The organism is Streptomyces sp. DSM 42067 (assembly GCF_055792885.1).
Window position 1 is genome coordinate 7,502,279 of sequence record NZ_CM147706.1, and the last position, 14,246, is coordinate 7,516,524.

Below are 14,246 nucleotides of genomic sequence, written 5' to 3' on the forward strand. Positions count from 1 at the left end.
ACGGCCGAACCAGTCCCGGATCAGCTCCAAATGGTTGGTGTCATTGCGGATCGTGCTGTCAACCAGACCAGCCGAGGCCCGCGCAGCACGAACCCCGCCAGCACATCGGTCTCGAACTCGGCGAGCCCCTCCTCGCTCGCCGGCGCCCGGTACTCGCGCAGATCGCGTACTACGGCCAGAGCCAACCCACGCCTCCACGACTTCACCCAGACTGAAGAAATCCCGACCGGGATGAGGGTTGCGTACTGCGGGCGAGGTTGGGTCAGAACGGCCTGCGGTCACTCGAACGAAGTAACAGGCCCTGGCCCAGGCACTCTCAGTCGTGCCAGGAGTTGGGGGCGTACGCGGACTCGGGGACTATTGCTCTCCCAACACGGTGCGGAAGCCGTGGGCAACGAAGTCCTGTTCTGTGAAGGCGGCGATGGGGCTACTGAACATGCCGCCGCCGGGGTACAGATTTGGTTCCGCGACGATCACTCGGGAGAACAGCTCCGGGCGCTGGGTCGCCAGCACGATGGCGCTGGCTCCGCCCATCGAATGTCCGATCAGGACGCAGCCTTCTACGCCGCAGTGGTCCAGAAGGGTCGCGACCGTGCGGCCGTGAGCGTGCAGGGAGTAGGAGAAGTTCGCGGGACGGTCGATGTAGCCGTGTCCGAGGAGATCGATGATGATCGCTTGCCGGCCGGCGATGCGGAATTCCTAACTCAGAAGACTAGCGGTCGCGCGTACTCGCGTTCGAGTTCAAGGTGGTCCTGACGGGAGCATGGCAGTGAAGTTACGCTGCGTGGACCGGTGTCGACTGGAGGTACGGATGCGTCGCCCTGTTGCGCGGAGCCTGTCGTTCGTGGCCGTTACGGCGGCCGTGGTGTCGCTCGGGGCGGCCGCGCCACCCTCCTCGGACGCGGCGTCTCCGCCCGAGAAGACACCCGTCGCTGTCGGGTACGGCGGCGCGGTCGCCAGCGTCGACGCGGACGCGTCCGCCGCCGGCATCGCGGTCCTGAAGAACGGTGGCAACGCGGTCGACGCGGCGGTCGCCACCGCGGCGGCCCTCGGCGTCACCGAGCCCTACTCGTCGGGCATCGGCGGAGGCGGCTACTTCGTCTACTACGACGCGAAATCCCGTACCGTCCAGACCATCGACGGACGCGAGACGGCGCCGCTGACCGCCGACTCGGGGTTGTTCCTCGAGAACGGCCAGCCGATCGCCTTCGCCGACGCGGTCACCAGCGGACTGAGCGTCGGCACGCCCGGCACTCCCGCGACCTGGCAGTCCGCGCTCGACGCGTGGGGCAGCCGGTCACTGGGCTCCCTGCTGAAACCGGCGGAGCGGCTGGCCCGCGACGGCTTCACCGTCGACGCCACCTTCCGCTCGCAGACCGAGTCCAACAAGGCCCGCTTCGAGGACTTCCCGGACACGGAGAAGTTGTTCCTGCCGGGCGGCGAGCTGCCGGTGGTCGGCTCGACCTTCAAGAATCCCGATCTGGCCACCACCTACGCCGAGCTGGGGCGCAAGGGCGTCGGCGCGCTCTACCGCGGTGACCTGGCGAAGGACATCGTGCGTACGGTGAACGATCCACCTGTGGACCCGTCCTCGGGATGGGTGGCCCGGCCCGGTGACCTCTCGCTGAAGGACCTCGCGGCCTACCGCGCCAAGCGGCAGGCGCCGACGAAGACCTCCTACCGCGGCCTCGACGTGTACTCCATGGCGCCCTCGTCCTCCGGCGGCACGACGGTCGGCGAGGCGCTGAACATCCTGGAGAAGACCGATCTCTCGAAGGCGAGCGAGGTCCAGTACCTGCACCGCTACATCGAGGCGAGCCGTGTCGCCTTCGCGGACCGCGGCCGCTGGGTCGGCGACCCCGCCGTCGAGGACGTCCCGACGAAGGAACTGCTGTCGCAGAAGTACGCGGACTCGCGCGCCTGCCTCATCAAGGACGACGCGGTACTGAGCAGCCCGCTCGCACCGGGCGACCCGCGCAACCCGGCCGCCTGCACGGCCGGCGACAAGGCCGCCCCGACGACGTACGAGGGCGAGAACACCACGCACCTCACGGTCGCCGACAAGTGGGGCAACGTCGTCTCGTACACACTCACCATCGAGCAGACCGGCGGCAGCGGCATCACGGTGCCGGGCCGCGGCTTCCTGCTCAACAACGAGCTGACCGACTTCTCCTTCGCGCCCGCGAGCCCCGACGTCCACGATCCGAACCTGCCGGGCCCCGGCAAGCGCCCGCGCTCCTCGATGTCCCCGACGATCGTCCTCGACCAGCACGGCAAGCCCGTGGTGGCTCTCGGCTCGCCCGGCGGCGCGACCATCATCACGACCGTGCTGCAGACCCTGACGGGCTTCCTCGACCGGGGCCTGCCGCTGGTCGACGCCATCGCCGCCCCCAGGGCCAGCCAGCGCAACCAGACGACCACCGAACTTGAACCGGGCCTGTGGAACAGCCCCCTGAAGGCGGAACTGGAGTCCATTGGCCACGGCTTCCGGCAGAACCCGGAGATCGGCGCGGCCACCGCTGTCCAGCGCCTGACGGACGGCCGCTGGCTCGCGGCGGCCGAGACGGTACGGCGGGGTGGGGGCTCGGCGATGGTGGTGCGGCCGGCGTCGTAGGGTCTCGGGCTGCCGCCGCACAGCCATGGACCAGTCCGCCAGAGAGCTTTGCGGCACCACTGAAAACTGCTCGTAGCGCTCCTGTAACACGGCGGGTGTTTCCTGGCGGACCGGAAGATTCCAGTCTGATACGGGCGGACTTCGATGACAGTGGAACAACTCCCGGACCAGGTTCGGGAGTTCGCGGCCTATCTGAGACGGCTCGTGACGCAGCTCGATCAGGACGCGGGCTGGTGTGCCGTTTTCTGGCAGCGCGACCCCGAAGGAATGCAGGCCTGCCTGGACGGCCGAGAGGTGCCGCCCTGGGACGTCGTGGAGTCCCTGATCCAGGACCTCGCCGCGGACCGCGGCGACTGGGTCGCCGGGCCGGAGACCGTGCAGGCGCGCAGTCTGCACGCCGCGTCACTGGCCGCCTACGACGCCAGGCCCGGGGGCCGTGAGGCGCTCGGCGACCGGCTCGACGTCATGCTCAGTGAGCAGCGGTACGCCGCCGAGCGCCAGGCGGAACTGGGCGAGCTGCTGCGCGACGCCGCCTCGCCGGACGAGACCGAGGGCCTCCGACTCGACCTGGCCTGGGCCCGCGACGACCACGAGCGCGCGACCGCACGCTGCGCCGAACTCCGCTCCCGGATCGCCACCGTGGACCGGCTCTGGAATGGCGCGGAGGCCTTCACCCCGGACGGCCAGGAGGTGCGGGGAAGGCCGGGGGCGCCGGACGCTCCCACGGCCTGGCAGCATCCCGCCGCACCGGAGGGCCCGACGGGCCCGGGGTGGCCGGGCCAGGGCCACTCCGTCGCGGCAGGCCGCACCATCGCCCCCGACGACTGGTTCCGCCCGGAGGACGAGGCGCCCACGACCGGTGGACCGTCGGCGGCCGCAGGCAGGCAGGCGCAACGGCGGGAAGGACCGGCCCACCCGTCCGCAGGGGCCTACGGGCCGGGTGCCCCGGGCCGCGCAGCCGCTGGCGGGTACGGGTACGGCGGCGGCGCCGTCGGGGGCGGTTCCGCGCCCGCTGCCGGACAGTACGCTCCCGAGGGGACAAGGCCCAGCCATTCCTCTGCCGAGGCTTATGGTTCCGGATCCACCGGCGGCGATTCCGCGTCTGCCGGGGGCTATCGTCCCGGCGTGACCGGCGAGGGCCCCACGTCCGCCGGGGGTTTTCGGCCTGGCGTGGCCGGTGGCGATCCCGCGTCTGCCGGGGGCTATCGTCCCGGCGTGACCGGCGACGGCCCCACGCCCGCCGGGGGCTATCGTCCCGGCGTGACCGGCGACGGCCCCACGCCCGCCGCGGGCTATCGTCCCGGCGTGGCCGGCGACGGCCCCATGCCCGCCGCGGGCTATCGTCCCGGCGCCCCCGCCGGAGGCCCTGCCCCCGGCGCCACCCGCGACACCGGGCAGGACCCCGCTGCCCGGTCCGCGAACCGTGCATCCGCGACCTGGGAGGCCGAGACCGGGGAGGCCGAGCCCCGCAAAGCCGAGGGCCGCAAAGCCAAAGCCGAGGCCCGCGCCAAACGCCGTCGCGGCAGCGCCCGGTTCGCCGGGATCGAGGCTGAGCCGGACACCGCCCTCGCCGAGCCCGCGATGCCCCTGCCGGTGATGCCCGCCCCGGCGACGACCGTCGGCACACGTCGCGGCGCCCGGTTCGCCGGAGCTCCCGAGGACTCCGAGGACACGCGGCAGCGCCTGCCGCTCGACGCCGAGGCACGCCGGGCCGTCACGGCGGCCGTCGAAAGACTGGTCCGGCTGCGTGCGGAGGGCCGCAGTGGCGAGGCCCACGCCGTGCTCGTCGAGGCCGCGTACTGGGCCCCCACCCGCTTCCCGCTGCTCGCCGCCGAGCTGCACCGCGCGGGACTCGGCGCCGACTGGGCCACGCTGCTGTGGGAGGCCGCGTCGCTGCCGCCCGACCGGCTGGTCGCCGCGGCGGACGCCCTGTCCGCAGCGGGCCGCACCTCGGACAGCGACCAGATCCTGCGCCAGGGCCTGGTCCGGCCCGCCCGGGAGATCAGCGACGCAGTCGTCGGGCTCGTCGACGAGGGCCGGCACCGCGAGGCCCGCGTCCTGCTCGACGTGTACGTGCGGGTCCGTACCCCCGAGGAGGTGGCCCGTTGCGCGCAGAGTGACCCGGAGCGGCTCGTGCCGCTGCTCCTGGACGCGGTCAAGGCAGTGTCCGACGAGCGGCACCGGGATCTCGTGCACGCACTCCGGGTGGCCGGACTGGCGTAACGGGTACGGGCGGGCGTGAGCGCGGGCGGGCGCGCGGCACTCACACAGGAATCGGTCTCGCGCCCGCCCCATCTCACCCGCTCGGGTAGGAAACATGATCGACTCAGCGGGTTAACGGCAATGGTCTTGCCCAGCTCCCGTAGGCGGCTTACTTTCGGCCTCTACACCCTGTTTCTACGGGCGTAGAGGCTCTCGGACGTTCCCGTCGAAGGAGCAGCTCATGGCCAACGTCGTACGTGCCGCACTGGTCCAGGCGACCTGGACCGGCGACACCGAATCCATGATCGCGAAACACGAGGAGCACGCACGCGAGGCGGCCCGCCAGGGGGCGAAGATCATCGGGTTCCAGGAGGTGTTCAACGCCCCCTACTTCTGCCAGGTGCAGGAGGCCGAGCACTATCGCTGGGCCGAGCCCGTGCCGGACGGGCCCACGGTGCGCCGTATGCAGGACCTCGCGCGCGAGACCGGCATGGTGGTCGTCGTCCCGGTCTTCGAGGTGGAGCAGTCCGGGTTCTACTTCAACACCGCGGCCGTGATCGACGCCGACGGCTCGTACCTCGGCAAGTACCGCAAGCACCACATCCCGCAGGTCAAGGGCTTCTGGGAGAAGTACTACTTCAAGCCCGGGAACATGGGCTGGCCGGTCTTCGACACCGCCGTGGGCAGGGTCGGCGTGTACATCTGCTACGACCGGCACTTCCCGGAGGGCTGGCGGCAGCTCGGCCTGAACGGCGCCCAGCTCGTCTACAACCCGTCGGCCACGTCACGCGGCCTGTCCGCGTACCTGTGGCAGCTGGAGCAGCCCGCGGCCGCGGTCGCCAACGAGTACTTCATCGCCGCGATCAACCGCGTCGGCCAGGAGGAGTACGGCGACAACGACTTCTACGGGACCAGCTATTTCGTCGACCCGCGCGGCCAGTTCGTCGGCGAGACCGCGAGCGACAAGACCGAGGAGCTCGTCGTCCGGGATCTCGACTTCGACCTGATCGACGAGGTACGCAATCAGTGGGCGTTCTACCGCGACCGCCGACCCGACGCGTACGAAGGACTGGTACAGCCGTGAAAGACCTCTACGACCGCCACCGCGCCGTCCTCCCCGACTGGCTGGCCCTCTACTACGACGACCCGATCGAGATCACGCACGGCGAGGGCCGCCACGTCTGGGACGCCGAGGGCAACAAGTACCTCGACTTCTTCGGAGGCATCCTCACCACGATGACCGCCCACGCCCTGCCCGAGGTCACCAAGGCCGTCAGCGAGCAGGCCGGGCGGATCATCCACTCCTCGACGCTCTACCTCAACCGGCCGATGGTCGATCTGGCCGAGCGCATCGCGGCCCTCTCCGGCATCCCGGACGCCCGGGTCTTCTTCACCACCTCCGGCACGGAGGCCAACGACACGGCCCTGCTGCTCGCCACCACGTACCGCCGCTCCAACCAGATCCTGGCGATGCGCAACAGCTACCACGGCCGCTCCTTCAGCTCGATCGGGATCACCGGCAACCGCGGCTGGTCACCGACCAGCCTCTCGCCGCTGCAGACCCTGTACGTGCACGGCGGCGTCCGCGGCCGTGGGCCGTTCGCGGACCTGGGCGACGACGACTTCATCGCCGCGTGCGTCGCCGACCTCGAGGACATGCTCGGCCAGACCCGTGGGGGAGTGGCCGCGCTGATCGCCGAACCCATCCAGGGCGTCGGCGGATTCACCTCCCCGCCCGACGGGCTGTACGCGGCCTTCCGCCAGGTCCTCCAGCGGCACGGCATCCTGTGGATCGCCGACGAGGTGCAGACCGGCTGGGGCCGGACCGGCGACAACTTCTGGGGCTGGCAGGCACACGGACAGTCCGGACCGCCCGACATCCTCACCTTCGCCAAAGGCATCGGCAACGGCATGTCCATCGGCGGCGTCGTCGCCCGCGCCGAGGTCATGAACTGCCTGGACGCCAACTCCATCTCGACGTTCGGCGGCTCCCCGGTCACCATGGCCGCGGGTCTCGCCAACCTCTCGTACCTGCTGGAGCACGACCTCCAGGGCAACGCCCGGCGCGTCGGCGGCCTGCTCATCGAGCGGCTGCGCGGCATCTGCGCCCAGCTGCCGACCGTACGGGAAGTGCGCGGCCGCGGCCTGATGATCGGCGTGGAACTGGTGAAGCCCGGCACCGACGAGGCCAACCTGGAGGCGGCCGCCGCCGTGCTCGAGGAGGCCCGCGCGGGCGGGCTGCTCATCGGCAAGGGCGGGGGCCACAGCACGAGCGTGCTGCGCATCGCCCCGCCGCTGTCGCTCACGGTAGCGGAGGCGGAAGAAGGCGCCGCGATTCTCGAACGGGCCCTGCGCAGCGTCTGTTAGCAAGACACCCCCTGGCCGCATGGAGGGGTCGCCATGACCGTCACCACCGCAGTTCCGGCTCCCGAAACAGCCCTGTCCGTACGCCAGATCCTCGCCCTGGAACGGGTCGCGGCGGGCGAGCCGGAGGTGGTGGCGGGGGCCGGGCAGCTCGACCGGCCGGTGCGCTGGGTGCATGTCGCCGAGGCCGCCGACGTCGGAGTGATGCTCAGCGGCGGCGAGATGGTGCTCACCACCGGCGTGCTGCTCGCCGGAGACGTGCGCATCCAGACCGAGTACATCAGGTCGCTGGACCGCGCGGAGGCCGCGGCCGTCGTGCTCGGACTCGGCCGGGCCTTCCCCGCCCCGCCCGAGTCCATGCGGCGCGCCGCCGAGCGGTGCGGGATGCCGATGGTCGTACTGCACCGCCCCTTCCCGTTCGCGGAACTCACCGAGGAGGTGCAGTCGCGGCTCGTACGGCGCAAGTTCGCGGCCGTGAGCCTCTCCGAGGCCGTACGCACCGCACTGACCGGGCTCATCACGACGGGCGCGCCGCTGCAGCGCCTGCTCGACGAGATCGCCGGGCACAGCGCCTGCCCTGTCGTGCTCACGAACCTCGCCCACCGCGTCCTCGCCACGGCGGGCGAGCGGTCAGCGGTGGACGACGTGCTCCGCGACTGGGAGCGCATAGCGCGCCAGGCGGGCGGCAACGAGGGCGACGGCTGGATCCGCGCCGACATCGGCGGACGCGGCGAGCAGTGGGGCAGGCTCGTGCTGTGCGGCTACCGCGGCGACATCGAGACCGGCAGACTGCTCGCCGACCGCGGTGCCGAGGCCCTCGTCCTGCACCGCATGCTCGGCGGCACCGTCGCCGCCTGGGAGGAGCAGTCCGCACAGAGCCTGCTGACCGACCTGGTCTCCGGCGTCGTACCGGCCCGCCAGTTGCTGCCCCGTGCGCGCGCCGCCGGGCTGCCGGTGAACCGGCGCACGTTCGTGCCGCTGGTGGTACTGGACGGCGATGCGTCCCAACTGGGCCGGATTCTAAGGCTGTTGGGCCTCTCCGGACTGGTCGCCGAGCTGGCCGACGGGTACACCGCCGTGCTGCTCAGTTTCGCCCGCGACCAGGACGCCGACGCCCTGGCCGCGCACTTCGCCGCCCGGCTGCGCACCGGGGGCCGACCGGTGGTCGCCGCCGCCGCGCCCCGTACCGCCTGGGAGGACGTGCCCGCCGGTGTGAGCGAGGCCCTGCACGTCGCCGAGGCCGTCGCGGACACGCCCGTCGACCAGGACCTTCCGATGCTGGTGCGGCTGCGCGACGTACGGCTGCGCGGTCTCGTACGGCTGCTGCGGGACGATCCGCATGTGCAGTCCTTCGCGGAGCGCGAGCTCGACGGGCTGCTGTGCGGCGGCGGAGACGGCGATCCGGATCTGCTGCCCGTGCTGCGCACGTATCTCGCGACCGGACGCAACAAGTCGCGGACCGCCCAGCTGCACCACGTCAGCAGACCCGCGCTGTACCGCAGGCTGGAGGCCATCGAGGCCCGGCTCGGCGTCGACCTCGACGACTTCGAGCAGGCCGCGTCCCTGCACATCGCGCTGCTCGCGCACGACGCCCAGCGGGGGTGACGCGATGGCGTACGGCAGAAACGATGCCTTGGCACACGGCGCAATCGATGCGACGGCACGCGGCGTAATCGATGCGACGGCACGCGGCGGAAACAGCGGGGCAAACTGCCTGGAACACGGCGGTGTTGAGGGCGAGTCCTCCGGATGTGACACCGTGGAACGCCACCCCGCCGCAGACGTGACACGGTGCAACTCCGAGGCGCTCACCTGGCTTCCTAGGCTCACGGCACACCGAGCGACCGGAGGTCCCGATGAGCAGAGTGGTCCGCGCCGCCGTCTTCCAGACCGCCTGGACCGGCGACAAGGAGTCGATGATCCAGGTCCACGAGCAGGCGGCCCGCGACGCCGCCGCGCAGGGCGCACAAGTCCTGTGCTTCCAGGAGCTGTTCTACGGGCCGTACTTCTGCCAGGTCCAGGACAAGGCGTTCTACGAGTACGCCGAGCAGATCCCCGACGGACCCGTAGTCAAGCGCTTCCAGGCGCTCGCCAAGGAGCTGGGCATCGTCCTGATCCTGCCGATGTACGAGGAGGAGCAGCCCGGCGTCCTGTACAACACCGCGGCGGTGATCGACGCCGACGGTTCGTACCTCGGCAAGTACCGCAAGACCCACATCCCGCAGGTCGAGGGCTTCTGGGAGAAGTTCTACTTCCGGCCCGGCCACTCCGACTGGCCCGTCTTCGACACGGCCGCCGGGAAGATCGGCGTCTACATCTGCTACGACCGGCACTTCCCGGAGGGCTGGCGGGCGCTGGGTCTTGCGGGCGCCGAGATCGTCTTCAACCCGTCGGCCACCTCGCGCGGCCTGTCCGCGTATCTGTGGCAGCTGGAGCAGCCGGCCGCGGCCGTCGCCAACGAGTACTTCGTGGGCGCGATCAACCGCGTGGGCGTCGAGGAGCTGGGCGACAACGACTTCTACGGGACCTCGTACTTCGTGGACCCGGAGGCGCAGTTCGTCGGGGAGGTCGCCAGCGACAAGGACACCGAACTCGTCGTCCGCGATCTGGACATGGCCAAGCTCCGCGAGGTCCGCGACCGCTGGCAGTTCTACCGCGACCGGGCCCCGGGGGCGTACACGCCGCTGACGGCGCCGTGAGCGTGTTCTGACCGGCTCCCGAGCGGGCCGATGAGCAGCAGGTTCGCGGGCCCGGCACCTGTGGGAGCCGGGCCCGCGGGACCACCTTCCCTACGAGGATCCCCACGAGGAAACGAGGGAGAATGAGCAGCCGCACCGTCATCCGCGGTGGCCTCGTCATCACCGCCGCCGACGAGATCCATGCCGATGTCCTGATCGAGGACGGCCGTATCGCCGCCCTCGCCGCGCACGGAACCCCGGCCGCCGAGGCCTGGACGGCCGACCGCACCATCGACGCCACCGGGAAGTACGTCATCCCCGGCGGAGTCGACGCGCACACGCACATGGAGCTGCCGTTCGGCGGCACCTTCGCCTCCGACACGTTCGAGACGGGCACCCGGGCCGCCGCCTGGGGCGGTACCACCACGATCATCGACTTCGCGGTGCAGAGCGTCGGCCACTCCCTGCGCGAGGGCCTCGACACCTGGTACGCGAAGGCCGACGGGAACTGCGCGATCGACTACGGCTTCCACATGATCGTCTCCGACGTCAACGACGACACGTTGAAGGAGATGGACCTGCTGGTGGAGGAGGGCGTGACCTCCTTCAAGCAGTTCATGGCATACCCCGGCGTCTTCTACAGCGACGACGGCCAGATCCTGCGCGCCATGCAGCGCTCCGCCGAGAACGGCGGGCTGATCATGATGCACGCCGAGAACGGCATCGCGATCGACGTCCTGGTGCAGCAGGCCCTCGCCCGCGGTGAGACGGATCCGAGGTATCACGGCGAGGTCCGCAAGGCGCTCCTCGAGGCCGAGGCGACCCATCGCGCGATCAAGCTCGCGCAGGTCGCGGGCGCCCCGCTGTACGTCGTGCACGTCTCGGCCATGGAAGCGGTCGCCGAACTCGCCAAGGCGCGCGACGAGGGCCTGAACGTCTTCGGCGAGACCTGCCCGCAGTATCTGTTCCTGTCCACGGACAACCTCGCGGAGCCCGACTTCGAGGGGTCCAAGTACGTGTGCTCCACGCCGTTGCGGCCCAAGGAGCACCAGAAGTACCTGTGGCGTGGCCTCAGGACGAACGACCTCCAGGTCGTCTCCACCGACCACTGCCCGTTCTGTTTCGTCGGCCAGAAAGAGCTGGGCCGCGGCGACTTCTCGAAGATCCCCAACGGTCTGCCGGGCGTCGAGAACCGTATGGACCTGCTCCACCAGGCCGTCGTCGACGGCCACATCAGCCGTCGCCGCTGGATCGAGATCGCCTGCGCGACCCCGGCCCGGATGTTCGGCCTGTATCCGAAGAAGGGCACCATCGCGCCCGGTGCGGACGCGGACGTCGTCATCTACGACCCGGGCGCCGAGCAGACCGTCTCCGCCGAGACGCACCACATGAACGTCGACTACTCGGCGTACGAGGGGAAGCGGATCACTGGACGTGTCGAGACCGTGCTGTCCCGGGGCGAACTCGTCATCACCGAGCGGGAGTTCACCGGGCGTGCCGGACACGGCGTCTACACCCCCCGCTCCACCTGTCAGTACCTCAACTGAGACTGAGCACACTGAGCACTTAGGAGTGGTGCCATGGACTTCGGACTCGTCCTGCAGACCGACCCCCCTGCCTCCCGCGTCATCAGCCTGATGAAGCGTGCAGAGCGCAACGGCTTCACCCACGGCTGGACCTTCGACTCCTGTGTGCTGTGGCAGGAGCCCTTCGTCATCTACAGCCAGATCCTCGCGAACACCCAGAAACTCACCGTCGGCCCGATGGTCACCAACCCCGGCACCCGCACCTGGGAGGTCACCGCCTCCACCTTCGCGACCCTCAACGACATGTACGGCAACCGCACCGTGTGCGGCATCGGCCGCGGCGACTCCGCGATGCGCGTCGCGGGCCGCAAGCCCAACACGCTGGCCCGTATCAGCGAGGCCATGAAGGTGATCCGCGCCCTCGGCTCGGGCCAGGAGGCCGACCTCGGCGGGACGGTGATCAGGTTCCCCTGGGCGAAGGAGGACGCGCACCTTCCCGTCTGGATGGCCGCCTACGGCCCGAAGGCGCTGAAGATGACCGGCGAGGAGGCCGACGGCTTCATCCTGCAGCTCGCCGACCCGTTCCTCACCGAGTGGATGGTGAAGGCGGTCAAGGACGCGGCCGTCGCGGCCGGACGCGACCCGTCCGACGTCAAGATCTGCGTGGCCGCGCCCGCGTACGTCACCGAGGACGACTCCCCGGAGGCGCTCGCGCACGCCCGCGACCAGTGCCGCTGGTTCGGAGGCATGGTCGGAAACCACGTCGCCGACCTGGTGTCCAAGTACGGCTCGGACTCGGAGATGGTGCCGCACGCACTCACCGACTACATCAAGGCCCGCGAGGGCTACGACTACTCGCACCACGGTCGCGCCGACAATCCCGACACCGCCTTCGTCCCCGACGAGATCGTCGACCGGTTCTGTGTGATCGGCCCGGTCGAGAAGCACGTCGAGAAGATGAAGGCGCTGCAGGAGCTGGGGGTCGATCAGTTCGCGGTGTACGACATGCACGATGCGCAGGAGCGCGTCATCGACGCGTATGGATCTACGGTCATCCCGGCGGTTCTCGCCGGGTGACCTGGTAGCCCGACCTTTTGCGGTGCCCGCCGTCGTGGGCTGTGCCCACCCGTCCCGCCCTGCGGGACGACTGCCCACAGCGCTAGCCCTCTTGTCGTCCCCTTCCCGCGGTCCCGGGGGAGGGGCACCGGCCATCCCCGCACGGCACGGCCTCTCCCTACACTCCTCACTGATTGGCCTGCTCATGACCGACACCGTCCCCACGGGCCCACCGCCGCAGCCCGCCGCCCAGTTCCCGGCCTCTCAGATCACAGCCGCCGACGGCCGTGTGGAGATAAGCCCCGGCGCCTACCCGGAACACAGCCCCTTCGCCAACGAGGACCTGCGCCCGGTACCGCTCGCCGAGCGCAAGTGGACGACGTACAACTTCGCCGCCCTGTGGATCTCCATGGCCCACTGCATCCCCAGCTGGACCCTGGCGTCCGGTCTGGTGGCCATCGGCATGGACTGGAAGCAGGCGGTCTTCACCATCGCCCTGGCCAACATCATCGTGCTGCTGCCGATGCTGGCCACCGGCCATGCGGGACCGAAGTACGGCATCCCGTTCCCGGTGCTGGCCCGCGCATCCTTCGGCGTGCGCGGCGCCAACATCCCCGCACTGATCCGGGCCGGGGTCGCCTGCGGCTGGTTCGGCATCCAGACCTGGATCGGCGGCAGCGGCATCTTCGCCCTCGGCTCCAAGCTCACCGGCGGTGAGTGGGAGAAGGCCGGTCAGATCGCGGGCAACCCGTGGCCGCTGTGGCTGTGCTTCGTCCTCTTCTGGGCCCTGCAGATCGCCATCATCTACCGGGGCATGGACTTCCTGAGGCACTTCGAGAACTGGGCCGCGCCGTTCGTCATCGCCGGCGCTTTCGTGCTGCTGATCTGGATCGCCGTCAAGGCGGACGGCTTCGGCCACCTGCTCGACCAGCCGTCTAAGCTGGGCTGGGGCCCCGACTTCTGGACCGTCTTCTTCCCATCCCTCATGGGCATGATCGGCTTCTGGTCGACCCTGTCGCTGAACATCCCCGACTTCACGCGCTTCGGCGCCGGCCAGCGCGCCCAGATCTGGGGACAGTCCCTGGGCCTGCCCACCACCATGACCCTCTTCGCGGTCCTCGCGGTGCTGGTCACCTCAGGCTCGGAGGCCATCTACGGCGAGGCGATCTGGGACCCGGTGACGCTGGCCGCCAAGGCCGACAACGTCTTCGGCCTGCTCTTCGCGCTGATCACCGTGCTGGTCGCCACCATCTCGGTGAACATCGCGGCCAACGTCGTCTCCCCGGCGTACGACCTGGCCAATCTCGCCCCGAAGCTCATCAACTTCCGTACGGGTGCGCTGATCACCGGCGTCATCGGTGTGCTGATCTTCCCGTGGAAGCTGATCTCGACGCCCGAGTTCTACATCTTCACCTGGCTCGGTGTGGTCGGCGGTCTCCTCGGCACGGTGGCCGGCATCCTCATCGCCGACTACTGGATCGTGCGCCGCACGGTGCTGCACCTCGCCGACCTCTACAAGAGCGAGGGCCGGTACTGGTACGCGTCCGGCTTCAACTGGAGGGCGATCCTGGCCTTCGCGGTGGGCGGACTGCTGGCGGTCGGCGGGTCCTACTCCACCGTCGACGCGAAGGGCGTGAAGCAGGGGCCGTTCCCGGTGGACGGCCTCATCCCGTTCCTCAAGCCGCTCGCGGACTACGGCTGGGCGATCGGTCTGGCGTCGGCGCTGGTGCTGTACGTGGTGCTGATGGCCGGGCGGGGGGAGGAGCGGGCCGAGGTGTAGAGGCCTTGCCGGGCATGCTTTGGCTG

Annotated in this window: 11 protein-coding genes; 9 read left to right on the forward strand and 2 right to left on the reverse strand. The window is 70.2% G+C overall.

The window, feature by feature from the left end:
• Window positions 1–20: 20 nt before the first annotated feature.
• Complete coding sequence (locus ACSMXV_RS33740) at window positions 21–185, reverse strand: hypothetical protein (protein WP_473174910.1); 165 nt, start codon at window positions 183–185, stop codon at window positions 21–23.
• 172 nt (window positions 186–357) lie between these two features.
• A complete protein-coding gene (locus tag ACSMXV_RS33745; RefSeq protein WP_473179147.1) occupies window positions 358–690 on the reverse strand; it encodes an alpha/beta fold hydrolase in 333 nt (110 codons plus the stop codon).
• A 121-nt stretch (window positions 691–811) separates the two neighbouring features.
• Between ACSMXV_RS33745 and ggt the strand changes: the two genes are divergently transcribed.
• The 9 genes from ggt (at window position 812) to ACSMXV_RS33790 (ending at window position 14,220) form a co-directional block, all read left to right on the forward strand.
• Window positions 812–2,614, forward strand: a complete 1,803-nt coding sequence (gene ggt / locus ACSMXV_RS33750) for a gamma-glutamyltransferase (RefSeq protein WP_473174911.1) — start codon at window positions 812–814, stop codon at window positions 2,612–2,614.
• Between the two features lie 144 nt (window positions 2,615–2,758).
• On the forward strand, window positions 2,759–4,837 hold the full coding sequence (locus ACSMXV_RS33755) for a hypothetical protein (protein WP_473174912.1): 2,079 nt from the start codon (window positions 2,759–2,761) through the stop codon (window positions 4,835–4,837).
• 220 nt (window positions 4,838–5,057) lie between these two features.
• Window positions 5,058–5,900: a nitrilase-related carbon-nitrogen hydrolase gene (locus ACSMXV_RS33760; RefSeq protein ID WP_473174913.1), complete on the forward strand. Its 843-nt coding sequence runs from the start codon at window positions 5,058–5,060 to the stop codon at window positions 5,898–5,900.
• Window positions 5,897–7,183, forward strand: a complete 1,287-nt coding sequence (locus ACSMXV_RS33765; protein ID WP_473174914.1) for an aspartate aminotransferase family protein — start codon at window positions 5,897–5,899, stop codon at window positions 7,181–7,183. Before ACSMXV_RS33760 ends, ACSMXV_RS33765 begins: the two co-directional genes overlap by 4 nt.
• A gap of 33 nt (window positions 7,184–7,216) precedes the next feature.
• On the forward strand, window positions 7,217–8,785 hold the full coding sequence (locus ACSMXV_RS33770) for a PucR family transcriptional regulator (protein WP_473174915.1): 1,569 nt from the start codon (window positions 7,217–7,219) through the stop codon (window positions 8,783–8,785).
• A 251-nt stretch (window positions 8,786–9,036) separates the two neighbouring features.
• Entirely contained in the window at window positions 9,037–9,879 is an 843-nt protein-coding gene (locus ACSMXV_RS33775; protein WP_473174916.1) for a nitrilase-related carbon-nitrogen hydrolase, read from the forward strand.
• A gap of 122 nt (window positions 9,880–10,001) precedes the next feature.
• Window positions 10,002–11,405 (forward strand): dihydropyrimidinase, encoded by a 1,404-nt coding sequence (gene hydA, locus ACSMXV_RS33780; protein WP_473174917.1) that lies wholly within the window; start codon window positions 10,002–10,004, stop codon window positions 11,403–11,405.
• Window positions 11,406–11,438: 33 nt separating this feature from the next.
• The gene (locus tag ACSMXV_RS33785) at window positions 11,439–12,461 is read left to right on the forward strand and encodes a TIGR03842 family LLM class F420-dependent oxidoreductase (RefSeq protein WP_473174918.1); all 1,023 of its coding nucleotides are present in this window, start codon (window positions 11,439–11,441) and stop codon (window positions 12,459–12,461) included.
• 184 nt (window positions 12,462–12,645) lie between these two features.
• Complete coding sequence (locus tag ACSMXV_RS33790) at window positions 12,646–14,220, forward strand: NCS1 family nucleobase:cation symporter-1 (RefSeq protein ID WP_473174919.1); 1,575 nt, start codon at window positions 12,646–12,648, stop codon at window positions 14,218–14,220.
• The last annotated feature ends 26 nt before the right edge of the window (window positions 14,221–14,246 follow it).